The organism is Alkalibacillus silvisoli, assembly GCF_039521975.1.
Lineage (GTDB): Bacteria > Bacillota > Bacilli > Bacillales > Alkalibacillaceae > Alkalibacillus > Alkalibacillus silvisoli.
The window spans coordinates 37,143-60,358 of the sequence record NZ_BAAACZ010000010.1; the positions used below are offsets into that span (position 1 = coordinate 37,143).

A 23,216-nucleotide genomic window follows, 5' to 3' on the forward strand; every position below is an offset into this window, starting at 1 on the left:
CTGAAAAATAAGAGGGGGCTGCAGCTGAAGTATTTTATACACGTAAGGCCTCTGCGATTTTTTTCATTTCTGCCTCAAGCTTGTTGTACTGAGTAAGAAATTCCTGTTCGGTTTCATCGTCCATATGTTTTAACTGAATCATATCCAGTTTCTCCATATCTTTAATAACTTTGTTCATGATGGTTACCGGCTTAGTCTGCACATCTTTCTGTCTGCCGCTCTCAATATACTCTTCGCCTTTTTGCACGACTTCCTGCTGCGCCTCGTCAATCTCCTTACTCACTTCGCTGAGTGTGTCTAGGTCAACCTGGTCGTACTCATGAAGTGTCTCGTAAATGTCTTCAACCTGATCTTCGATGTCATCCAAAAAGTCTTCCTTTTCATCGTAATTCATGACATGTCTGCCGATATCGCGCATGTTTCGGGACAGGTCATGGGTTTTTTGCATTCGTCCTGTCAGTGCAACCGTAAACAAGGTATCGCGGATGCGCATATACTCCTGCACATCTTGTTTGTCGTCCTTGTTCTCAAGTATTGTAATGATATCTATGCCTTTTATCTGACGTTCAATAATCATCAGCATATCCTGCAGGATCGTATCGAATTCCCAGTCACGTGCAATGTAATACTGCTTTTCTGCGTTAATGAACTCAAGAAATTGATTCATGAGTACCGCACGTTTGACCATTTTCTTCACATCACTTACCGATTTGTTAACGTAGTTGCTGTACTCTTCCATTGAGAAAAGCTCGTTTTCAATAATATCCTGGTAGATGTCCACTAAGTTATCAATCGGATTATAGTCGATCGGCTTTTCTTTTCCGTGCTGCAGCTGCAGCTCCAGTTTTTTTATGTCCTTAGCGTCTATGCCCTCTGATTGATCGAGTAAAATGGCATTAAAAAACATATCGCCCTTCCCCTCTGCTTTAAGCTTGCGCAGCGCAGTAAAGCGGCGGTTTCCATCAATGATCCGGCCGTCATTAAGAACGACACCCGGTTCTAGCTGGCCTAGGAGGCTTATGTTCTTCTTCGTCTTCTCCAGCGCATTTGGATTGGATTGGTAGATAAACTCTTCCAATACTTTATTGTACGCCTCAATATCATCTTTTTGTAATTCTTCCCCACTTGATAAATGCTGACTGATATAGGTCGAAATTCGACCGTTATTTTCATTGTAATGACACAGTTCGAGGGGGATGGTTAACACTTTGTAGGACTCTTCTGTATTTTTTATCTTAAGCCGGCGACTTTCCCCGCTTTCCCTAATAGATATTCCAATGAATTCTTTTAGGCTTTGCATTTTCATTACCTCTCTCCACTGTAGATAGTTTCGTAGAATCGTTCTTTGTCCTGGTAAACCTTATTCATTTCTCTTGAGTAATAAAACGCTGTATTCTGTATTGTACGAATCAGTTTATCTTTATTAAGATCAATGCCAAATTCCCTCTTCAGCCTTGTCTTCAGAACGTCAAGGTCAAGTGGCTCGCTGTCCTTACTAACCAACCATTCGAGAAATTCCTTTAGCGTAAATTCCTTACCTGTTTTTGAAAAGATCGTACAGTTTTTCGTATTCAGCGCCCGAAGCTTTGGATGAGTCCAGATGATCCGCTCGTAGAAAACCTCATCGAATCCATAGTCTTCCAGCTCCTGCTCAAATCCTTCCTGCTTTAACGAGTAATAGGTGAAAAACGGTGCTTCGGAGTAATGGTAAGCTGCCTCCCTGTATACAACCAATTCGTCCTTAGTGATTCCTGCCCCTTCAATCTTTCTACTTGTCAAATACATATCCGGCGCCACTTTTACAACTTCCAGTTTTTTCTCCAAATCGTATAGTGCACTCAAAAAGTGATTCGTTTTAAAGTGGTGTGATCGCGTATTACGGAACATATCGTTTTTCAGAATAAGTCTAGTAAAATACTGATCAATCGAGCTGTATTTCCGGTTTAAAACGAACATACCCTTTAAACTGTAATTTAGTTTCATTAGGGCCTGATTGTTAACAAACTTCTCTTTAAAATCCAGAATATGCTCCGAACCAAGTTTGATCAACTCCTGAACCGTATAAAGATCGTTTTTCAGAAGTGATTCAACCAGCGAATACTCTGCCTCACTTACCTCTTCATAGCTCACTTTAATAAAATGATTGTGTAAGTAGGGCAAGTAGTCATTGTCATTGCTGTACAGCAGGCTGTGTAAGGAATCCTGCCGTAAGCCATAGTTGTTCTCCACATAATCTAAAAAATCCTCAATTGAGATCGGGGCCAATTCGTAAAACAGACTTTTTAAGAATTCCTTTTTACTCGTCTGCACACAAAATTCAGGCATTTTCGTAAACGTCACGCCGTCTATTTCAATGTATCTTTTGTATAAATTGTGAAGCTCATGCCCTGAATCGATATTTAACTCAACCATTAAAGCTTCGTTTTCATTGAATATCTTCGCCATGTGATATACACCAGGGTCCAGATCCAGAAGTTCTTTTAAGTGATTCATCATTTCAGGGTCAACTTTGTCCACATCGTAAAATCGAAAGCTGTTGCTTTTTGTGCGGATAATCTTGCGGGATCGATCAATCAATCCCATTGCACTTCGCTCTGTATAGTACAGAGACGGATCCAGACGGTGCTCCGTTATATACTCGTTAGCTACCTCATTAAATTCCTCATTACTAACTGTTTTTTGCCCAAAGTGAAACATCAGGTGTTCAAAAAAAGCTAGTTTGTTATTGTAGGGAACAACCTTTTTTTCATAATTAATGTAGCAATTCAAATGAGCTAAAACAAGTTCCTGCAGCTTTGCTGTCAGGGAAAGTTCATCCAGTGAGTCTAATACACTTCTTTCTCCCCGATCCAGCTTTACATTTAGAAGCTGGTAAACTTCGGGTATTTCCCCGTACACTGCTGAAAACAGTTCCTCATCCCAGTCGTATACCTCAAAAACGTCCTTATAAAAAGTGAGCTCCTCAAGTTCAGGTAATTTGCTCAGCAGCTTCGCTTCCCTTTGGCGGATACGTTCACGGGACAAATTCAAACTATCACCGATCTGTTGAAGAGACTCACCCTTCATGCGACGGATCAATATCTCTTTATCTTTAAAATCATCTGCAAGTAATTGTTTTATCGTTTTTACATTTCTTTTGAAACCAAGATCAGAGGTAAACGTCAAGTAGTTTTCCATCATTTTCTTGTGCAAAAATAGTTCTATGCTCTCTACATCTATTTTTGTTTCCGGTATGTTAAGCTGCACACTTAACTCCTTAGACAGAGTATCCTTGGTGACATAATGGCGCGGTGGTAGCTGTTCGCAATACTGATGTAAGTAAAAGTGATATGTCTTTGCAGTAATATCAGCTTGAAATAACTCTTCACACGACCTAAATGCTTCTATAATGCGTTCAAAAATGACTTTCTTGTTCTTGCGACCGATCCGTTCAAAAAAAACATCGTATGTCATAGAATCAAGTTGATGGTATGTAATGTCATGATCCACTAGTAAGCGAATATTTGACAGTGACAATCCTGCAGCACCCAATTTATATACGGACTGTTCATATGCCTCAATACTTAATAAAGCTATGGCGTTCATTACTTTTCCAGTCATTGCCTTTTTAGAGGTCTGTAATTGAGAAACCTTGTTAGACTCCGTTAAAAAGTCGTTCACTACAAAATCATACTCAACGAGTTGATCAATCATTTTTTTTGAAACATTAAATTCCAATAAACAATACAATGTATACGGATTAAACAAATAATGAAACTTGCTTTGTGGAAGCATTTATGAATCTCCTCGCATTAAATTTAAGGCGCTTTCCTCTATCCATAGTACACAAGGACCAAGTGCTTTTGGTCTCGGTGCACCTTTCTACTATATTTTACAGAAGTATAGGCCGCACGTCATTACATACGCAAAAAAACTTAATTCCTTTTTTAAGGGGAAGCCATGTGCCTTGAGTTTTACTTAACGGTATATCAGTCTGATGCCGAATTCCTCTAATCATATTTGGCAACTTTATGTTTGGTATTTGTGACTAGAAAGCCAACTTATCTCTCCATATGTAAACGAAAACCCTTGAATTAGTTATCAAGGGATTCACAGTATGCTTGTACACCACAAAAAAACTTTTGAATTTTTTCATCCCTTCAACCCGCATTCCACCGTCAGCTTGGTAATAAAGTCTTGAACGCGAGCCCCGATTTTATCACTTTTTTTACTCAAATTTATTCAAAACATTTTTACCAACGTTAAAAAAATCTTGTATAAAAATCATGGGAAACCCCTGATCAATAAGGATTTCCCACTTTTCCTTCTCTCTCTATTCAAAACTTTTTTACCTAAAAAACGCTGTTTTTACAAAACTTTATTATCGATTCAAATGTTTTTTTCGGTTTACAATTTTGTGCATTAACAATAAACTCGTAACACTTTTCACCCTTTCAAGCCTTTTCCGACCATCGCCTTTCACAATAAACTCGTAACACAAATCCCGATTTTCGCCTATTTTGTTTCAAAATTTTGTCATGACTTTATTCGCACGAAAAACAAACTCGTAACAAAGAACGCCTGAGGAATGCAGGAAACCAACGTTTTACCTTACACTCCTCAAACGTCTGTTCAAACTTTAATATGACAAAATGCCTGATTTGTTATGACCTTTTTATGAATGTTGAAACTTTATTGTTGGGTTACAATTTCCTAACCAACTTCGCAACTGACTCGACATGATTACTTTGCGGAAACATATCAACAGGCTGGATTTCTTTCGTTTCAAATCCACTTTCAGATAATATTTTCAAATCACGGGCTAAAGTTGATGGATTGCATGAGACGTAAACGATCCGCTCTGGCTGCATGTCGATCATTGCTTGAAGTAGTTCCTCGTCACAGCCTTTACGTGGTGGGTCGACGACGATGACATCAGGGTCTAGCCCCTGAACTTTCCACCATGGCATCACTTTCTCCGCTTCACCAACATAAAATTCTGCGTTATCAATGTGATTTCGTTTTGCATTTTCTTTTGCATCATCAACTGCTTGCGGTATGACTTCAACCCCATAAACTTTTTTAGCATGTTGAGCTAAAAAGAGTGAAATACTGCCAATTCCACAATAAGCATCGATGACGGTTTCTTGTCCTGTAAGTTGGGCATATTTCAAAGCTTGATCGTAAAGTTTTTCTGTTTGTTCCGGGTTCACTTGATAAAATGAGTGGGCTGAGATTGCGAATTCTAAGTCATGAATTTTATCAATGATTACGTCTTCGCCCCAGATTGTTTTTGATTCTTGCCCCATTATCACATTCGTCTGTTTCGGGTTTATGTTATGGATGATTCCTTTAATATTCGAATCAAGGTCTCTAACCTTTTCAATTAGCTCTTTTTTATATGGTAAGTCTTTCGTATTGGTTACAATCACAACCATCACTTCATTCGTGTGATAGCCTGTTCTTAATACTAAATGACGTATAACGCCTTCATGTGTCTCCTCGTTATAAGGTTCAATGCCTAACTCATCAATAATTGAGCGCATTTCACGGACAATGTGATCATTCGATTCACTCTGAACTGGGCACGTATCCATGTCAATAATGTTGTGACTTCGCTTTTGATAAAAGCCTGTAATCACTTTACCTTGTCTTTTGCCCACAGGAATTTGCACCTTATTACGGTACGCCCAAGGTTCTTTCATTCCAATAGTCGGGTGTACAGGTACATCAGGCATTTGTGCGATTTTCTTCATGACATCTTGTACTTGCTTTTGTTTCATTGTTAATTGACGTTCGTAGCTCATATGTTGGATTTGGCAACCACCGCATTTATAAAACACGTCACATGGTGGTTCGCTCCGGTCTGGGCTCTCTTCATAAATCTCAATTAATTTCCCAAAGGCAAGGTTCTTTTTCACTTTAACAATTTTTACTTTCGCCTTCTCACCAGGTAACCCGTATTGCACAAATACAGGGTACCCGTCAATTTTGCCCACCCCGTCACCTTCATGTGTAAGGTCGCTAAACGTTAAGTCAATGTATTGATTTTTCTTTACTGGTGCGTTTGCTTTTCCCATGTTTTATCCGTCCTTATGTTAGTCTTATAACATTATAGCTAAATGGTTTGTTAGATTAAAGTAATTCCACTTTCAACTGATTTGATTAGCAGTTACCCAGTGGATCATTTTATCAGCGCTCAGGCTTTTTTATCAGCGTTCGGGACTCATTTATCAGCGCAAGCTAGTTTATCAGCGCTCGGACTCATTTATCAGCGTTCAAGCTAGTTTATCAGCGCTCAGGCTTTTTTGCTGTAGCGATATCGAATCAAAAAATCCGAACGAATTCATTAACGATGAATTGTTCGGATTTCTAATATGATAACTATTTTTGCCCCAAACTCGCAGCTTTCTTATTTTGATAATGCAATTTCTATATGAGCTAAGTGATGTTCTTCATGCCATGCTAATTTTGCAACCTTTGTCGCAACTGTTATCTCACCATTCACCTGATGGACAAAGGTCCGTTCGAGTTGCTCATCAGTTAAACTATGCCCCAAAGAGACGATGCGCTCATTTATACCTTCCAACATTTTGATTGAACATTCTACGGGAAGTTTTGTATCCGGTTGAATAGCCCACTTTTCTTCATCAAACTCTGGTACTGTGGGGTTTTCATCTGTTAAGGCTAGCTTCAAACGTTGATACATGTTCAACTGAGAGTCCGCAATGTGATGAACAAGCTCGCGAACTGTCCAGCTACCATCGCGATAAGTTTTGGTTAATTTCTCATCACTTAAAGAATCGACAGTATCTCTTAATCGCGTCGTGTAAGTTTCGATTTGCTTTAACCACTCTTGAACATTTTCAAGCGTAACATTTTCCGGAACTTCTAATTGGCCAATTGGGAATTTTACATCCATTTTCAACCCTCTTTTCCGTAACCTCTAATTCATAATATTTCGGTATTAACGCTTAATATACCTAATCGACTTAGGTCTTGCAAATATTCAGCATTATAAATATAACATCAAGTTTCTTAATTCTTTATACCTCACGTTGTTTTGATACTTTTATTCTTCGGGCATGAAAAACTCAATATGCTGATATAAGTTTTCAAATGTTCCTGGCAGTTTCCCACCATATTCACCATCTAAGTTCAGCTGTACACTTTCTTCTGTTTGAACGCTAACTTTCTTCGCATGCGTATAAATAATATGATCATCATGAATATGATTACCTTTTAGTGCTTTATTAGCAATCATGATGAACTCTGCTATATTAGTAGATTTTAAGATTAATAGATCAAAATAACCATCATTAATCTCAGCGTGTGGCGCTAGCTTTTCAAATCCGCCTATTGAATTTGTATTGGCGACTAGAAACAACATCAAGTCACCTTCAAACACTTCACCATCATACTCAATTCGAGCATGAGTTGGGCGGATTGAAGGAAGCATTTCGACCCCTTTAAGGTAATAGGCTAATTGTCCAAGAGCTGTTTTCAACTTACTTGGTACTTCATAAGTTAGTTCTGTGATCTTACCGCCACCAGCGATATTCATGAAGTGATGACCATTCACCTTACCTATATCAAGCTTCTTAGAATGTCCAGCTAAAATAATGTCCATTGCTTGTTCGACATCTCGCGGGACTTGAATCGCACGGGCAAAGTCATTCGTCGTACCCATTGGAATAATTCCAAGCTTAGGACGATATTCTTGAGTGGCCATACCATCAACCACTTCATTGACTGTCCCATCACCACCTGCTGCGATTATAATATCGAATTCGCGTTCACATGCTAAAGCGGCTGCACCTTTTGCACAACCTTCCCCTGTTGTTGCATGAGCGGACGTTTCAAAACCCGCCTCTTCTAAACGTATTAACACATCAGGAAGCGCCTTTTTCATCGCTTCCCGACCTGATGTTGGGTTATATATAACACGAGCTTTTTTCACATTTCTCACCTTCGTTCGTATTCTCCTATCTATACTATACTCCGAAAGTTACATAAATGGAAGTGATTGCAATTACATCCACTCTAATATTTCTAACCGGTTTCCGAATGGATCGTTCGTATAAATACGTTTTGCACCTGGAAGCTTATCATCTTGTTGGTATTCAATATTAAATCTATCCAAACGTGACATTAGAGCTTCTAAATTAGTTACTTCAAAAGCTGGGTGTGCCTTTTTCGCAGGTGCAAATGGTTCTTCAACGCCAATATGAAGTTGGCTATCACCAAATTCAAACCAAACGCCACCGCGCTTTTTTAATTCCTCTGGCTTTTCGATTTCAGTAAACCCAAGTACTTCTTTAAAAAATTGTCTCGCTTCATCTTCTGTATTTCTAGGTGCTGCTAATTGAACATGATCTAAACGTTTTACTGTAAAAGTCATTAACAATTCTCCTCTCACCTATTTACATAAGTATTATCTTTTATCAATCTCTTCAACTAAAATCTTGTTAACCATTGGTGGGTTGGCTTGCCCTTTTGTCTTCTTCATCACTTGACCGACTAAGAAGCCAAGTGCGCGGTCTTTACCATTTTTATAGTCAATAATCGATTGCTCATTTTCATCTAAAATCTCTGTAATGATTTCACGTAGCTGACCTTCATCTGAAATTTGAACAAGTCCTTTCTCTTTAACAATCTTCTCCGGGTCACCACCATTTTTCACAAGCTCTGTTACAACCTTCTTCGCTAATTTAGATGATAGTGTTCCTTCTTCAATAAGCTTCACCATTTTCGCTAACGCTTCTGGTGTAATCGGTAAATCTTGTAGTTCAACTTGTTGTTTATTCATATAAGCTGAAATATCACCCATTAACCAGTTAGTCGCTTGCTTAGGATCTGCACCTTCTTCGATTGTCGCTTCAAAGAAATCAGACATTTCCTTTGTATTAGTTAAGACACCTGCATCATACTCATCTAGCTCTAGTTCATTAACATACCGCACGCGACGAGAGTCTGGTAATTCTGGAATCGAGTGACGCACCTTTTCTTTCCATGCATCATCAATGTATAACGGAATTAGATCTGGTTCAGGGAAGTATCGATAATCATCTGAACCTTCTTTAACACGCATTAAGATCGTTTCTTTCGTCTTCTCGTCATAACGGCGAGTCTCTTGTAAAATCTCGCCACCCTGTCGAAGGACTTTCTCTTGGCGCTTTTCTTCAAACTCAAGACCTTTTTGAACAAAGTTAAAAGAGTTTAAGTTTTTCAGTTCTGTTTTAACGCCAAACTCATCTTGTCCATATGGGCGAAGTGAAAGGTTGGCATCACAACGTAATGAACCTTCTTGCATTTTGACATCTGATACGCCTGTAAATTGAATAATGTTACGTAGCTTATCTAAATAGGCATAAGCTTCTTCCGGTGTACGAATGTCTGGTTCTGACACGATTTCAACAAGTGGTGTACCTTGGCGGTTATAATCCACTAATGAATAACCGTCATCACCGTGCGTTAGCTTACCTGCATCTTCTTCTAAGTGAAGGCGTGTTATTCCAATACGCTTCGTTTCACCATTCACTTCAATATCAATCCAACCATTCTCACCAATCGGCTCATCAAACTGTGAGATTTGGTAAGCTTTCGAGTTGTCTGGATAGAAATAATTTTTACGGTCAAACTTGGTATTTGTTGCAATCTCACAGTTTAATGCCATTGCTGCACGCATTGCGTAGTTTACCGCTTCTTCATTTAAAACCGGTAAAACACCAGGATAGCCAAGGTCAATTGGATTTACGTTACTATTAGGCTCATCACCAAATGCATTAGGGCTTGGGCTGAAAATTTTAGACTGTGTTTTTAATTCAACGTGGACTTCTAATCCGATTATCGTTTCGAAATTCATTACTTGGCACCTCCTAGTTGTGGCTTTTGCTTATGATGGTCTGTAGCTTGTTCATATGCATGTGCGACTCGGTAAACCGTACTTTCATCAAAATGTTTGCCGATGATTTGCAAGCCAATTGGCAAGTTATTTTCAGGGTGAAAGCCACATGGGACTGAGATTCCTGGCACACCTGCTAAGTTAACTGGAATCGTCATAATATCATTTGCATACATCGTTAATGGATCATCAATTTGATCACCAATCTCAAAGGCTGTTGTTGGAGCGGTTGGGCCAAGTACAACATCGTATTCTTCAAAGATTTGATCAAAGTCTTGCTTAATTAATGTACGAACTTGTTGCGCTTTCTTATAGTAAGCATCGTAATACCCTGAACTTAAGGCAAATGTCCCTAGCATAATACGACGCTTAACTTCTTCACCAAAACCTTCACTACGAGACTTCTTAAACATGTCCATCATGTCCTCAGCGTTTTCAGCGCGCTTACCGTATCGAATACCATCAAAACGGGCTAAGTTTGCTGATGCTTCTGATGAGGCGATCATGTAATAGGCTGCAACAGCGTATTTTGAATGTGGTAATGATACTTCATCCCATTCAGCGCCTTGACTTTCCAATACTTTTAACGCTTGACGGACGCTTGTTTTAACTTCTTCATCGACACCTTCACCGAAATACTCTTTAGGTACTGCGATTTTCAACCCTTTTACATCACCAGTTAGAGCTTCACTATATTTAGGAACTTCAACATTGGCACTAGTTGAATCCATTTCATCTTGTCCTGCAATGATTTCTAAAATACGAGCATTGTCTTCAACTGTTTTTGTTAATGGTCCGATCTGATCTAATGATGAAGCAAAAGCAACTAATCCAAAACGTGATATACGTCCATATGTAGGCTTCATTCCAACGACACCACAATATGAAGCTGGCTGGCGTACAGACCCCCCTGTATCAGAACCCAAAGCAAACGGAACTTGTAAAGAAGCTACAGCCGCTGCTGAACCACCACTAGAACCACCTGGTACGAAGTCTGTATTCCATGGGTTACGTGTCACTTTCATACTCGAATTCTCTGTTGAAGAACCCATCGCAAATTCATCCATATTTAACTTTCCGATATTGATTGCTTTGGCATTGTTTAACTTTTGCATAGCTGTCGCATCATAGAGCGGGTCATCTAAGTTAGATAGAATTTGACTTGAACAAGTCGTGCGTAACCCTTTCGTTACAATATTATCTTTAATTCCAATCGGCATCCCGAAAAGCGGGAATTGATTCTCATTAATTCCTTCTTCATCTAATGCTTTTGCCTGCTTTAAGGCTTCTTCTTTATTTAACGTGACAAATGCTTGGACTTCATCGTCTGTTTCGTTAATGCGTTCATAAGTAGCTTCTACGATTTCAGTAACAGTAATGTCTTTATTGTTTAGTTTCTCTTGTAGTTCTTTAATCGTTAAATCTAAAACTGACATCTACTCTTTCCCTCCTTATTAATCTAAGATGGACGGCACACGGAATTGGCCGTCTTTTTGGTCTGGTGCGTTTTTAAGTGCGTCTTCTTTTGAAATCCATTCTTTCGGTTCGTCTTTTCGCATAATGTTTTTCATCTCTAACACATGCGTTGTTGGTTCGACATCTGTTGTGTCGAGTTCATTAAGTTGTTCTGAGAAATCGATAATAGCACTTAATTGCTCACTATACTTCTCAGCTTCCTCTTCTGTAATAGCTAGTCGCGCTAAGTTAGCCACGTGTTTAACTTGATCTTTCGAAATCTTTGACATCCCTTGCACCTCCGTACTTTATACACTTCACAATACTATTTATCATAGCAAATTTTACTTTACAATGACAATGATTGCACTACTATTATTTTTCCATTAATTACCCGGGAAATATCAGTTATTTCACAGAATGTTGTCGTTTGAAGTTAACCCGAGCATTTACCCAAACTAAAAAGAAGACCCACTAAGTGAGTCTTCTCCTTATATTTTTGCCAAACGAAACAAAGGTTAACCGCTGTTATTCAAATGTGACAGACAAACCTTCTAATAATAGTGAAGGTGAGCCGACATTAGATGGACCAAAATCAAGATCACGACCTATTCCATCAACTTGGTTCAATAATTCAAAGAAATTTCCCGCAACTGTCATCAAATTCGTCGGGCCTTGGATTTTACCGTCTTTAACATAATAACCATTCGCCGCTAAAGAGAAATCACCCGAAATTTCATTAACACCAGAGTGCAGACCTTGTAAGTCCGTAACAACGATACCTTCATCTATACCTTGAACTAACTCTTCATAAGATTTCTCACCTGGTTCAATGTAAAGATTAGATGGTGCTACGTTAATCGTTCCTTTGTAAGAAGGTTTTGAAGCATGACCAGTTGTTTTGACACCATCTTTTTTGGCTGTTTTACGATTGTGTAATAGTGTTGTGAGTATACCATTTTCAATAACTTTCAATTCTTTAGTCGCAACACCTTCAGCGTCAAACGTTCGACTTGCCATACCATTTTTTCTAAACGGATCATCGATTAAATTAATGTGATCGCCAGCTATTTTACTACCTACTTTCTCTTTCAGTTTTGACATGCCTTGCTGGGCTGTTTCTGCTGAGAACGTTGTTACGAACGTTTCTAACAAATCCCCTGCAGCGTCTTGACGTAAAATAATCGGGTAAAATTGATCTTCCACTTCTAATGGATTTAAATAAGAAACAGCTTCTTGAACAGCTTTGTGAGCCGATTGTTTCGCGTCTACCTTACTCCAATCTTCAATGATTTCGACATGGACTCCTGATTTGGTCAAATCATTTTCCTTAACAATAACAACTACAAAAAAGATTATATAGTTTTTATCATCTTCTAATGCTAACCCTTTATTGTTGTACATCGCCTTTTGAACTTCAACTGACTGTATCTGGAAGAAATTCGTGCCGATAACACGCTCATCAGCTTGATAAATTTCATGGTCTAATTGCTTCATAAAATTAATTTTCTCTTCAGATGTGACAGATTTTAGCGCTTCTTTAGTAAAGCTTAAATCTCTATATTCCCGGTCTCCTTCATAGATTTCCTCAACATCCTCAGATTCTAGCACACTCGCACTTTCAAGGGCGCTGTCTAATAGGAAGTCTATTGATGATTCATCTAGCCTTTCAGTATAGGCGTAACCCATTTGCCCACTATATTCGCCACGAAAAGAGACACCTGTAACTTCAGCAGTTGTAAACTGGTCAACTTCGCCTTTTTCGATCGCACATACGAATCGATCAGTCTTTTCATAGTAAATCTCCATATCTTTAAAGCCTTTTTCTGACCCTTGTTGAAATAACTCATCTTTAAATTCAATTACGTTCATCTTAAGCGTCCTCCTTTCTACCACCAACTGTAATTTCACTTACACGTAAAGTTGGCTGTCCGACGTTAACTGGGATACTTCCACTTAATGAGCCACACATACCAGCACCATGACCTAAATTATTACCAACCATATCAACTGTTTGTAATGTTTTTGGACCATTACCAATTAAAGTCGCCCCTCTAACTGGCTTGTCAATCTTACCATTTTTAACGATATATGCTTCATTGACAGCAAAGTTGTAATCACCAGTCGCTGGATTAACTGAACCGCCACCCATATACCGAGCATAGATTCCGTATTCTGTATTTTCAATGATCTCCTCAGGCGTCGACTCCCCTGGTGCAATATAGGTATTTGTCATACGTGATGTTGGAGCAAATCGGTAGGACTCACGACGACCTGAACCTGTAGGCTTAGTCTTCATAATCCGTGAATTTAATTGGTCAACTAAATAACCTTTTAAAATACCATTTTCGATTAACACATTCTTTTGCGGTTTATTTCCTTCATCATCAACATTAATCGAGCCCCATTCATTTGGAATCGTACCATCATCAATATAAGTGACAATGTCTGGTGCAACACGCTCACCTACTTTATTAGCAAAAGCCGACTTACCTTTTGCCACAGAAGTAGCCTCTAGCCCGTGACCACATGCTTCGTGGAAAATAACTCCACCAAATTCGTTATCAATAATGACTGGGAATTTACCACTTGGGCATGGGTCTGCTCCTAAGTTTGTCACAGCAATTCGTGCTGCTTCACTTGCATAATGATTCAAATCTAGGTCTTCAAAAAACTCAAACCCTCTAACAGCACCAGGACCATAAAAGCCAGTCTCCATATCATGTTCATTAGATGCAATCGCCGCAATTGCCATTCGGCTATGAATACGTTGATCTTCTACAAATTTACCATCAGAGTTTGCGATTAAGACGTTTTGTTCCTCATCTAATAAGCTCACCTTAACTTGTGAAATGCTGTTGTGGTATTGACTCGCAATGTCAGCTGCATTTTTCATCACACTTGCTTTACGTGTTTTCTCAACAGATTGTGGTAGTTGTGCGATCGGGTGAATAATTGAAGCTTGTTCTACTTGGAATTTCTGAGGTTGAATTTGACTTTCGCCATGAATTGCCTGTGCCGCGTGATGTGCTGTTTTCAGTAGACCTTCACGTGAAAAGTCTGTCGTGTATGTATAGGCACTGTGAAATCCGTTATACACACGAATACCGACACCAAACTCGCGACCTGATAAGCTTGTGTCAATACGTCCTCCCAAAAGCATTAGCTGATCTTTAAACGTATCTTCTACAAATACCTCTGCAAAGTCACCACCCGTTTTTAAAGCTTCATCGATGACATCTTGAACTAACGCTTGATTTAACATATAACTCCCCCTTTTAATTTGATCTTACATCACTTCTTTAAAGCCTTAACCATTATGAAGTTGGAAATTTCCTCAGACTAGAGCCTTAGAAGAGAAAGATGATTATTAATTTTCTGATTTATGTGACATGTCCTAAATTTTATTTTATACTAATACTTAGATTTGCGAAATAGATTTTGAGGAGGTTTTTAAAATTATGGCACAACGTTTAAAAAGACAAGACGTTCCTGTTGAACAGACATGGAAATTAGAAGATTTATTTGAATCAAACGAGCAGTGGGAGAAAGAATTAAATGAGTTAGAGAATCTAACACCAGAAGTCACTCAATATAAAGGACGCCTTAACGAAGGTCCTGACGTTTTATTAGCTTGTTTAGATGCCCAGGCAGAAGTACAAAAGAAGGCAATCGTAGTTGGCACTTATGCGAATCTACGCTCTTCTGAAGACGGCACTAATCCTGAAAATCAAGCTAATTCTGGTAAAGTGTCTCAAGCCTTCGCAAAAGTCCAAGCTGAGATGGCGTTTTTTGATTCAGAAGTATTAGCACTTCCAGAAGGCACAATCGAAAAATATTTAGACGAAAATGAAGACTTACAAGTTTATAAGAAGTCATTAGAAGATCTACTTGAACGTAAACCGTACACATTAGCACCTGAAACTGAAGAAGTGCTCGCATCTTTAGGTGAAGTTCATTCAGCACCTTACATGATCTATCAACGTAGTAAGTCATCTGATATGGCGTTTGAATCATTTACAACAAGTGATGGGACTGAGTATACCAACTCGTTTGCTTTATTTGAAGATGAACACGAACTCTCATCAAGTACAGAGGTACGTCGTAAAGCGTATGACTCATTCGTTAAAACTTTAAAACAATATGAAAACACCTATGCTGCAACGTACGCAACACAAGTAAAGAAAGAAGTTGCTCTAGCACGTGCGCGTGGTTATGACTCAGTTACTCAGATGTTACTTCAACCACAAAAAGTAACAGAAGAGATGTATCATAATCAATTAGATGTTATTCAAAAGGAACTAGCACCACACATGCGTCGTTTTGCAAAGTTAAAGCAACAAGTATACGGTTTAGATCAATTACAGTTCGTTGACTTAAAAGCACCACTAGACCCTGAATTTGACCCTGAATCTTCATATGAAGATGTGTCTAAAACAATTTTAGATGCTTTAAAGGTGATGGGGCCTGAATATACCGACATTATGGAGAAAGCTTTAAAAGAACGCTGGGTTGATTATGCTGATAATATTGGTAAGTCAACGGGTGCTTTCTGCGCGAGTCCTTATGGGGTACACCCGTACATTTTATTAACGTATACAGGAAAAATGCGTGGTGCGTTCATTTTAGCTCATGAGTTAGGACATGCAGGCCACTTGCACTTAGCTAACAAGCACCAGCATATTTTTAATACAAGACCGTCGACTTATTTCATCGAAGCACCATCGACGATGAATGAAATGTTACTAGCTGATCATTTACTAGAAAATACAGATGATCCACGTATGCGTCGTTGGGTAATTTTACAACTGTTAGGAACTTATTATCATAACTTTGTCACACACTTACTAGAAGGAGAATACCAACGCCGCGTTTATGAGTTAGCAGAGAAAGGTGTTCCATTAACAGCGAATACGTTAAAGGAAGAGAAGGGTGAGGCGTTACGTAACTTCTGGGGAGATGTTGTAGAAATTGACGAAGGTGCTGAATTAACCTGGATGCGACAACCCCATTACTACATGGGATTATACCCTTATACTTACTCAGCTGGACTAACCGCTTCAACTGCCGTATCTCAGTTGTTTAAAGAAGAAGGTCAACCAGCAATCGATCGTTGGTTAGAAGTCTTGAAGATGGGCGGTACGAAAACGCCACAAGAGCTGATGAAATATGCGGGTGTTGATATGACGACTTCTGATGCCATTAAAAAAGCTGTTGATTATGTGGGTACGTTAGTAGATGAGTTAGAAAAGAGCTATGAATTAGTAGATTAGATATAAACTGAATCATGATGCCTTCAACAAGAAAAGGCAAGTGCATATTAACACTTGCCTTTTCTATATATAGATTTAGGGAGTATACATAATGAAATCAACTACATTTTTTATAATCTACCATTATTGCTTCAGCTTGATTAAAATCCTTCTTATGGACGAGCAGTCGAATCGTTGTACCTAATTCAGACCCTCCGTGAACAATCACACCCATTTTAGAAGTGGTATTTTGTAGACGGCATCTTACACCTTGTTCACGTAAATAAGTATATCGTCGATTGATTTCATTAGGCCTGTAACCTGCTGTTTCATATAATGTTTGGTAAAATCGCAAATCTCTATATCTTAACACGATAACTATTAATGAGAGTGCAACTAATATAATGAGTGGATTTGCCATATCATCACCCTTATTGAGTTCGCCTTTAATTTAAATAATTGCTTAGCTCTTTAAGATCTCTTGTTTTTAACTCGACCCCTTCATGACTAAATAATAAGTATGTTGGGTATTCTTTAATCTCAGGATATTTTGGAATAATCCTTTTCTAAATCATCCCATGCATAAGCTGTCGTCATCACTTGATTTAAATTCAATTGTGCTAAATCTGATACAACACTATTATTAATTCTACTAATCTGATCTTCATCTTTTACAACAATCGTTAAATTATATAATCGAACATCGGAGCAGTCGGCTTGTGTTCTGCTGCTAAGGTGTCTTCATCATAATGATTACAGCCACTCAATGTTATAACTAGTAAAATTAATAATAGCTTCATATTTTGAACTCCATCCTTAGTGACTCTAAGCAAAAAAATGGGGGACATCCTCCTTAATACCGAATTAAGGAGGATGCGGCTGAGGTGAAACCATTACAAGAGCGTGATCTTGTATTAAATCATTCGTTCATCAAAAAAGTGATTGCCCTTAATCTATTAGATGATTAATGGGTACAGGGACTTAAGTTTTACGAGCCATACTGGGTTCAGTATGTATGACTCAAATAAATTAGTGCATGTCAGGTAATTCTAAAACAGTGATTGGACCTGACTCATCTCCTACTGCTGTTTCGGTTGGGGTTAGACCGAAAATAGCTCCTAGAAGAATTGTAAGTACTAGTAGTTTTTTCATCCTTTCTACACCTCCCTCAATCAATCTATACACATTATGTACTGTGACAAGAGATTTGTAAAAACGCTTTAAAGTTGACTATAATAGATTTGAAGCGTTTTATACATAATTTTCGCTCTTTTCCACACTTTTTTAAAAAATTATGCGTTTTTGCATAAAAGGGAGAGTATCTATGAATTTAACCGTTGGGGAGAAAATAAATGATTTAAGAAAACGACTTAACATTTCTCAAGCAGGCTTGGCAAATGGAGTGTGTTCACAATCGGAACTTAGTAGGATCGAACGCGATCAGCACCAGCCCTCTTATATCACATTAAAAGGAATAGCAGATAAGCTGGGAGTTCATATCACTTATTTCCTTGCTGACTCAGATAGTGAACGTGAAGATTATTTAAATGAAGTATGGTCACAATTAGAACAAGCTAGAAGGGATAGAGACTATGTAATAATCAAAGAAATTGTAAAATTAGAACAAGACAATCCTTTATTTCAGACTCAACAGGCTCGAAGACACTTGATGTGGCACAAGGCGATATTACAATATCATATAGATAAAGATTTTAAAGCTGCAATAAACACTTTAAAAGACTGTCTTTCTCTATCCTCATTTGACAGATTTTCCGCTGAAATAAACATTCAAGTTTTATGCAGTTTAGGAATAATGTTTAGACTTGAGGGTGACCTTTTAGAAGCTAAAAATTACCACGAACAAGCTTATGATTTAATCAATGAAATAACTAATTTAAAAGACAAAAGAATTATTGCAAAAGTTAGGTTTAATCTAGCTAAAGTATATACTGATCTAAATGAATTAGATAAATCTTTAGAAGTTTGTAAACATGGTTTAGCATACTGCAGAGAACAAGAAGATTTATTTGCCTTTGCTGACTTCCATTATCAAATTGGTCATAACCTTATAAAAAAAGGACAGACCGACAAAGGAATTAAATATTGGGAAAAAGCAAAGTTTCTTTTTGAGTTACAAGGAAAGACGCAACTTGCTGAGATTATTGAACATGACATCGAAACCTTCCAGGAACATGAATGGGTCTAAAATTTCCCACGAAAAAGCAATGGGGTGACACCCATTGCTTTTAATCTAATAAACATATAAAATATCATAACACTTTTGACTCTAAATGTTTAGGTTTTATTTTAAAATCAAGACTTTTACACTAGAATTTTATTTGTATCTAAGTATTAATTTCATATATCTCTCTGCATCTTGTGCTAAGTTTGACGCTTGAAATTGATTGAGTAGATCAACAGCCCCTTTAACCATTTCTACACCTTCTGTTATATTTCCTTTTTTCACTTCATATAACCCTCTTAACTGCATCATATTCGATTTTAATACGAAGTCTGATTCCAGACAATTTGCTTCTAATGCTTCCAAGAAATATAGAAATGCTTGTGTGTTAATTAGTCTATTTGGTTGATTAATAGGCCCTAATAAGGAACTTAAAGTATTTAATAAAATATTGTTAATCGTGTCTCTCACTTGAGGTTGGTAATGGTAATTTTTACTCTTTTTATAGGCTTCTTTAGTTAGTGTGATTACCATGATCTCATCTAATACCATCATCACCGAACTGTACAATCTCAACTCGTAAAGTGTCCAAGCTTCAACTTTAAAGAGATAATCCTTTATTTCTTGTAACTCACCATCTTCTTGCTCCATTTCTCTATTTTTAGCTAGACTTTCATATATTTTCACTAAATCGGCTTGAAGGCGGTATCGCCGTAATCCATGTTCTTCCCATTGACTCATTTGCCCTTTATGCATCTCTTGTAGCAGGTTAACATCCCTCTTCACATAGGCGTCATAGGCTTGGTTAAAAAATTCGATTATACCCGGTGGCCTCTCACCATCATGATGAATAAACAAAAACTCATCTAAAGTTAAACCAATCCGCTCCAAAAAATCATATAAGTCTTGGATCGATATATCAGATTCTCCTGTCTCAAATTTTGACAAAAAAGAAACAGATCCTATATCTTCTAACGTAAAACCCTTTTGTTCCCGGATTTTACGAAATGTGTGTCCATAGTTCATGACATCATTCCCTTTCAAAGTCCACTAATTAAGAATTTAAAATAATTCTTATATATTATATTTACACTTACTCATAATCGGGACTGCTCATGACACAACATTATGTGATTGATCAAGCCTAATTCAAAGGAGTAACCCCTAAATAAAAGGGAGTCATCTCCACTATCTTCTTTCAATTTCATAGCCTTTTTCTTCTAATAACTCAATAATATTACCTTCTCCAAAGAAATGGAGGGCTCCTGCAGCAACAAATAGTGTATCAGCATCGTGATTTTGAACCACTTCATCTACACGTTCAGCCATCCGCTCATCTCGATTAAATAACATTTCATTCAAATAAGTTTCTTCTATGTTAGGGTTTTCTGATTCCTCTGAGATTTTTCGTTCATGGTTAATTAACGCTTCTTCACCAGCACGAAAAGCTGTAACTGATTTTTCTATTTCTTCATCAAACACTTCTTTTGTATGTTCTAATGTCTCCTCAAGCATGTAAATTTGATAGTTCATATCACGAGCTCGTACTGCTTGTAAACGCTCTTCATAATCTTCTAATGCCATTGAATCAGCATTTTCTAATACATTTTCATACAAATAACTCTCTACACCATATTCAAAGTCATAATCGGACTCTATAATAAGCATTTCGTTATATAGCTCTTCTACAATCCAAGGTTGCAAGACGTTTAACATTTCATATTCAATGCCTGGGTTCTCTGCAATCCACTCTACCTCCTCAATATATTTCTCATCTAAGTAATCTTCTAATCTCTCACCTTCATTCAATGTTATATACTGCTCTTGAATACTCACCATTTCTTCACTTCTTTGTTCGTCACTTGCATCAATTTCAGTTAATAATAAATCCGCTTCATCCATCGCCATTTCGATTTCATCTCGCAAAGGGTACATCTCTTCTACCCCAACGTGGACTGTGCCAAGAAAATAAATAGTTTTATCATGATGCTCTGCCTCCCAGAAAAAACCTTCACTTCTCTCAGGTATATCAACATCACTAACATCGAGCGAATCACTTTGACAACCTGTAACAACGATAAGTGAAATTGCTAATAATACCAGCATTTTTTTCATATGTAATCTCTCCTCACTTCGATCACTATACTCCATACGTTACAATTTACTAGAAAATTAAAATGAACCTCCCAGGCAATAAGAGGTTCACCTTCTTATAAATCATATTTATTTCCTTTCAATTTCATAACCTTTTTCTTCTAATAGTTCAATAATGTTACCTGGTGCAAAGAAATGAGAAAAACCAACAGCAACCATGATTGTATCTGCCTAAATAATCCTTCAAGCTTTCACCACTAGGTAAGAAAGATTTAGTAGGTTGTGCCTCAGTTTCTTATAAGACATGCGGACTTTACCCATTATAAATATTGCTAATTTTCTACTATTATTTTAACATAATTTTACTCACTATGATTATAGAGTGATTCATCGTTTAATTTGTAATATTATAGATTATAACGAATTAAATGAAGGGAATGAGCTAACATGAAACGAGTAGTTGTATCTCATAGCGGTGGAAAGGATTCTATGCTTGCATTACACCGCATCATTGAACGTGATGATGTTATAGTTGACAGGCTTTTAACAACTGTTAATGAAACTTACAATAGAACGAGTGTTCACGGTAATCGGGAAGAATTACTAGATTTACAAGCTGATGCATTAGACCTTACGCTTCAAAAAGTCTACTTACCCCAATCACCGACGAACGAACAGTATAACAACCTTATGAAAGAAGCACTGCAAGAGGCTGTAAATGATGGCGTGACTCACATTGTTTATGGCGATATCAATTTAGCTGATATTCGTGCTTTCCGTGAACAACAAGTAGAAGATTTAGCACTAGAGGCCATTTTTCCTTTATGGAATGAGTCAACAGAAAAGCTAATAAATGAATTTATACAACTGGGATATAAAACGCTCATAACAACTATTGATCCAAGTCGTGTTCCACGTGAATTTTTAGGAGCTAGTTTAGATGAAGGTACAGTAGAGAGGTTGCCTTATGACGTTGATGTTTGTGGTGAGAATGGTGAGTTTCACACCTTTGTTGTCGATGGGCCGTTATTTAAAAAACCACTTCCTGTCAAGCTAGGTGAAAGCGTTGTAGAAGAGCCGTTTTATACTTATCAGGATGTTGTTAGAGACAGAGTGGATTAAGTGAGCACCTAAATAATAAAAATTTCGCTTAATTAACTTCAAGTACCGCCCGATTAAATAAAATCGCCGGATTCACTATTATTCCGGCGATTTTACCATTCTATTTAATTGCTTCGTTGACATCGTACTGCCCTAAATCTAGATCAACGTCTTCACCCAAAGCTAAATCCGCTAGCACTGATCCTAAATATGGGCCTGCAGTTAAACCTGTGGCACCAAGACCATTAGCCACTAGCAACCCGTCATAGCCAGGCATTGATCCAATGACAGGCAAGTAACCTGGTGTATAAGGTCTAAATCCAACACGAGTTTCAATAATAGAAGCATCATCTAAACCAGGTGCAACGGTTAACGCCTTATCTAAAATTTCACGAACTCCACCTGCTGTTGCACGATGATCAAAATCAGCATGATCTGTACGTGTTGCGCCAACAACAACTCGGCCACCTGAAAAAGTTAATAAATAAGCATTACTAGGAGGCATGACAACTGGCCAATCAGCTGTGTTTTCTCCAATTAAATCTAAATGGAGAATTTGAGCGCGTTGAATTGTCACATCATAATCAACACCAATCGGCTCGACTAATTGCCTAGACCACGCACCAGCAGTATCAATTACTTGGTCCGCTTCAAGAACCTCACCATTCACCTTAACACCTGTTACACGACTTCCCACTGCTATTAACTGTGCATCACCTTCCATCACAGTAGCTCCATGCTTTTTAGCAGCACGGATCAACGAATTACGAATAGCTCGCCCATTTACACGTGCACCACCACTGACATATACAGATGCATACTCCTCAGCTAAAGGTGGAAATAATTCTCTAGTTTCCTCACGTGAAAGAAGCTTAATCTCTCCCATTTCTGGTGCATCTTCTCGGCGTTTTTCCGCTCGTTCTACCATTTGTTCTAACTTTTTTTGGTCTGTATGTAAACTGATCGTCCCTACACGTTTATAGCCTGTATTCTTTTCCCCTTCTGCATTTAACTGTTCTACAAGTTCTGGGTAGTATCGTGCACCATTTTTCACTAATTGATACCACGCTTTATTACGACGCTGAGATAACCAAGGACAAACAATTCCAGCTGCGGCATCCGTTGCTTGTCCTTGGTCGTTACGGTCAATTAATGTGACTTGTTCGCCTTTTCTTGCTAAATGATAAGCTGTCGAGGCACCTAGAATGCCACCACCAACTATAATATAACTCAAAACTTCCTCACCACT

At 38.0% G+C, this 23,216-nt stretch carries 20 protein-coding genes; 3 read left to right on the plus strand and 17 right to left on the minus strand.

Annotated elements, in window-relative coordinates; genetic code table 11:
* Nucleotides 1-34: 34 nt before the first annotated feature.
* The 11 genes from ABDZ63_RS07170 to ABDZ63_RS07220 form a co-directional block, all read right to left on the minus strand.
* Complete coding sequence (locus ABDZ63_RS07170; RefSeq protein WP_343782722.1) at nt 35-1,306, minus strand: ParB/RepB/Spo0J family partition protein; 1,272 nt, start codon at nt 1,304-1,306, stop codon at nt 35-37.
* Nucleotides 1,306-3,774: a sigma factor-like helix-turn-helix DNA-binding protein gene (locus ABDZ63_RS07175; protein WP_343782724.1), complete on the minus strand. Its 2,469-nt coding sequence runs from the start codon at nt 3,772-3,774 to the stop codon at nt 1,306-1,308. The genes ABDZ63_RS07170 and ABDZ63_RS07175 overlap by 1 nt, the downstream gene beginning before the upstream one ends.
* 908 nt (nt 3,775-4,682) lie before the next feature.
* The gene (rlmD, locus tag ABDZ63_RS07180; RefSeq protein WP_343782726.1) at nt 4,683-6,059 is read right to left on the minus strand and encodes a 23S rRNA (uracil(1939)-C(5))-methyltransferase RlmD; all 1,377 of its coding nucleotides are present in this window, start codon (nt 6,057-6,059) and stop codon (nt 4,683-4,685) included.
* A gap of 332 nt (nt 6,060-6,391) precedes the next feature.
* The gene (locus ABDZ63_RS07185; RefSeq protein WP_343782727.1) at nt 6,392-6,901 is read right to left on the minus strand and encodes a YfiT family bacillithiol transferase; all 510 of its coding nucleotides are present in this window, start codon (nt 6,899-6,901) and stop codon (nt 6,392-6,394) included.
* A gap of 150 nt (nt 6,902-7,051) precedes the next feature.
* On the minus strand, nt 7,052-7,939 hold the full coding sequence (locus ABDZ63_RS07190) for a diacylglycerol kinase (RefSeq protein WP_343782778.1): 888 nt from the start codon (nt 7,937-7,939) through the stop codon (nt 7,052-7,054).
* Between the two features lie 72 nt (nt 7,940-8,011).
* Nucleotides 8,012-8,380 carry a VOC family protein gene (locus tag ABDZ63_RS07195; protein ID WP_343782729.1) on the minus strand — a complete coding sequence of 123 codons (369 nt, stop codon included), beginning with the start codon at nt 8,378-8,380 and terminating at the stop codon, nt 8,012-8,014.
* Between the two features lie 33 nt (nt 8,381-8,413).
* The gene (gatB, locus tag ABDZ63_RS07200) at nt 8,414-9,844 is read right to left on the minus strand and encodes an Asp-tRNA(Asn)/Glu-tRNA(Gln) amidotransferase subunit GatB (RefSeq protein ID WP_343782730.1); all 1,431 of its coding nucleotides are present in this window, start codon (nt 9,842-9,844) and stop codon (nt 8,414-8,416) included.
* A complete protein-coding gene (gene gatA, locus ABDZ63_RS07205) occupies nt 9,844-11,319 on the minus strand; it encodes an Asp-tRNA(Asn)/Glu-tRNA(Gln) amidotransferase subunit GatA (protein WP_343782731.1) in 1,476 nt (491 codons plus the stop codon). The genes gatB and gatA overlap by 1 nt, the downstream gene beginning before the upstream one ends.
* An 18-nt stretch (nt 11,320-11,337) precedes the next feature.
* Nucleotides 11,338-11,628, minus strand: coding sequence for an Asp-tRNA(Asn)/Glu-tRNA(Gln) amidotransferase subunit GatC (gene gatC, locus ABDZ63_RS07210; protein ID WP_343782733.1), 291 nt, complete (start codon nt 11,626-11,628; stop codon nt 11,338-11,340).
* Between the two features lie 238 nt (nt 11,629-11,866).
* Nucleotides 11,867-13,210: a TldD/PmbA family protein gene (locus ABDZ63_RS07215; RefSeq protein ID WP_343782734.1), complete on the minus strand. Its 1,344-nt coding sequence runs from the start codon at nt 13,208-13,210 to the stop codon at nt 11,867-11,869.
* 1 nt (nt 13,211) lies between these two features.
* A complete protein-coding gene (locus ABDZ63_RS07220; RefSeq protein ID WP_343782735.1) occupies nt 13,212-14,603 on the minus strand; it encodes a TldD/PmbA family protein in 1,392 nt (463 codons plus the stop codon).
* A 196-nt stretch (nt 14,604-14,799) separates the two neighbouring features.
* Here ABDZ63_RS07220 and pepF point away from each other — a divergent pair, with 196 nt between their 5' ends.
* Nucleotides 14,800-16,611 carry an oligoendopeptidase F gene (gene pepF / locus ABDZ63_RS07225; RefSeq protein WP_343782737.1) on the plus strand — a complete coding sequence of 604 codons (1,812 nt, stop codon included), beginning with the start codon at nt 14,800-14,802 and terminating at the stop codon, nt 16,609-16,611.
* 97 nt (nt 16,612-16,708) lie between these two features.
* Here the strand turns inward: pepF and ABDZ63_RS07230 are convergent, their stop codons facing one another.
* Entirely contained in the window at nt 16,709-17,011 is a 303-nt protein-coding gene (locus tag ABDZ63_RS07230) for a hypothetical protein (protein WP_343782738.1), read from the minus strand.
* Between the two features lie 608 nt (nt 17,012-17,619).
* Nucleotides 17,620-17,742: a hypothetical protein gene (locus ABDZ63_RS07235; protein WP_343782739.1), complete on the minus strand. Its 123-nt coding sequence runs from the start codon at nt 17,740-17,742 to the stop codon at nt 17,620-17,622.
* Nucleotides 17,743-17,914: 172 nt separating this feature from the next.
* Here ABDZ63_RS07235 and ABDZ63_RS07240 point away from each other — a divergent pair, with 172 nt between their 5' ends.
* Nucleotides 17,915-18,796, plus strand: coding sequence for a helix-turn-helix domain-containing protein (locus ABDZ63_RS07240; RefSeq protein ID WP_343782740.1), 882 nt, complete (start codon nt 17,915-17,917; stop codon nt 18,794-18,796).
* Between the two features lie 129 nt (nt 18,797-18,925).
* Here ABDZ63_RS07240 and ABDZ63_RS07245 read toward each other — a convergent pair whose 3' ends face one another.
* The 3 genes from ABDZ63_RS07245 to ABDZ63_RS07255 all read right to left on the minus strand — a co-directional run bounded on the left by ABDZ63_RS07245 (nt 18,926) and on the right by ABDZ63_RS07255 (nt 21,085).
* Nucleotides 18,926-19,798, minus strand: coding sequence for a helix-turn-helix domain-containing protein (locus ABDZ63_RS07245; protein ID WP_343782741.1), 873 nt, complete (start codon nt 19,796-19,798; stop codon nt 18,926-18,928).
* Between the two features lie 162 nt (nt 19,799-19,960).
* A complete protein-coding gene (locus ABDZ63_RS07250; RefSeq protein ID WP_343782742.1) occupies nt 19,961-20,887 on the minus strand; it encodes a TraB/GumN family protein in 927 nt (308 codons plus the stop codon).
* Nucleotides 20,888-20,995: 108 nt separating this feature from the next.
* Nucleotides 20,996-21,085 carry a hypothetical protein gene (locus ABDZ63_RS07255; protein WP_343782744.1) on the minus strand — a complete coding sequence of 30 codons (90 nt, stop codon included), beginning with the start codon at nt 21,083-21,085 and terminating at the stop codon, nt 20,996-20,998.
* A gap of 228 nt (nt 21,086-21,313) precedes the next feature.
* On the opposite strand from ABDZ63_RS07255, the gene ABDZ63_RS07260 reads away from it, so the two are divergent.
* Entirely contained in the window at nt 21,314-21,988 is a 675-nt protein-coding gene (locus tag ABDZ63_RS07260) for a Dph6-related ATP pyrophosphatase (RefSeq protein WP_343782746.1), read from the plus strand.
* Nucleotides 21,989-22,088: 100 nt separating this feature from the next.
* Here the strand turns inward: ABDZ63_RS07260 and ABDZ63_RS07265 are convergent, their stop codons facing one another.
* Nucleotides 22,089-23,201 carry an NAD(P)/FAD-dependent oxidoreductase gene (locus ABDZ63_RS07265; RefSeq protein ID WP_343782747.1) on the minus strand — a complete coding sequence of 371 codons (1,113 nt, stop codon included), beginning with the start codon at nt 23,199-23,201 and terminating at the stop codon, nt 22,089-22,091.
* Between the last annotated feature and the right edge of the window lie 15 nt (nt 23,202-23,216).

What these genes read in the sequence shown, in the direction of transcription:
- ABDZ63_RS07255 (WP_343782744.1), bottom strand. Translation starts at nt 21,085, where the DNA reads ATGGTTGCTGTTGGTTTTTCTCATTTCTTTGCACCAGGTAACATTATT.
- ABDZ63_RS07235 (WP_343782739.1), bottom strand. Translation starts at nt 17,742, where the DNA reads ATGAAAAAACTACTAGTACTTACAATTCTTCTAGGAGCTATTTTCGGT.
- gatB (WP_343782730.1), bottom strand. Translation starts at nt 9,844, where the DNA reads ATGAATTTCGAAACGATAATCGGATTAGAAGTCCACGTTGAATTAAAA.
- ABDZ63_RS07245 (WP_343782741.1), bottom strand. Translation starts at nt 19,798, where the DNA reads ATGAACTATGGACACACATTTCGTAAAATCCGGGAACAAAAGGGTTTT.
- ABDZ63_RS07175 (WP_343782724.1), bottom strand. Translation starts at nt 3,774, where the DNA reads ATGCTTCCACAAAGCAAGTTTCATTATTTGTTTAATCCGTATACATTG.
- pepF (WP_343782737.1), top strand. Translation starts at nt 14,800, where the DNA reads ATGGCACAACGTTTAAAAAGACAAGACGTTCCTGTTGAACAGACATGG.
- ABDZ63_RS07250 (WP_343782742.1), bottom strand. Translation starts at nt 20,887, where the DNA reads ATGAAAAAAATGCTGGTATTATTAGCAATTTCACTTATCGTTGTTACA.
- ABDZ63_RS07185 (WP_343782727.1), bottom strand. Translation starts at nt 6,901, where the DNA reads ATGGATGTAAAATTCCCAATTGGCCAATTAGAAGTTCCGGAAAATGTT.
- ABDZ63_RS07220 (WP_343782735.1), bottom strand. Translation starts at nt 14,603, where the DNA reads ATGTTAAATCAAGCGTTAGTTCAAGATGTCATCGATGAAGCTTTAAAA.
- gatA (WP_343782731.1), bottom strand. Translation starts at nt 11,319, where the DNA reads ATGTCAGTTTTAGATTTAACGATTAAAGAACTACAAGAGAAACTAAAC.
- ABDZ63_RS07215 (WP_343782734.1), bottom strand. Translation starts at nt 13,210, where the DNA reads ATGAACGTAATTGAATTTAAAGATGAGTTATTTCAACAAGGGTCAGAA.
- rlmD (WP_343782726.1), bottom strand. Translation starts at nt 6,059, where the DNA reads ATGGGAAAAGCAAACGCACCAGTAAAGAAAAATCAATACATTGACTTA.
- ABDZ63_RS07260 (WP_343782746.1), top strand. Translation starts at nt 21,314, where the DNA reads ATGAAACGAGTAGTTGTATCTCATAGCGGTGGAAAGGATTCTATGCTT.
- gatC (WP_343782733.1), bottom strand. Translation starts at nt 11,628, where the DNA reads ATGTCAAAGATTTCGAAAGATCAAGTTAAACACGTGGCTAACTTAGCG.
- ABDZ63_RS07195 (WP_343782729.1), bottom strand. Translation starts at nt 8,380, where the DNA reads ATGACTTTTACAGTAAAACGTTTAGATCATGTTCAATTAGCAGCACCT.
- ABDZ63_RS07240 (WP_343782740.1), top strand. Translation starts at nt 17,915, where the DNA reads ATGAATTTAACCGTTGGGGAGAAAATAAATGATTTAAGAAAACGACTT.
- ABDZ63_RS07170 (WP_343782722.1), bottom strand. Translation starts at nt 1,306, where the DNA reads ATGAAAATGCAAAGCCTAAAAGAATTCATTGGAATATCTATTAGGGAA.
- ABDZ63_RS07230 (WP_343782738.1), bottom strand. Translation starts at nt 17,011, where the DNA reads ATGGCAAATCCACTCATTATATTAGTTGCACTCTCATTAATAGTTATC.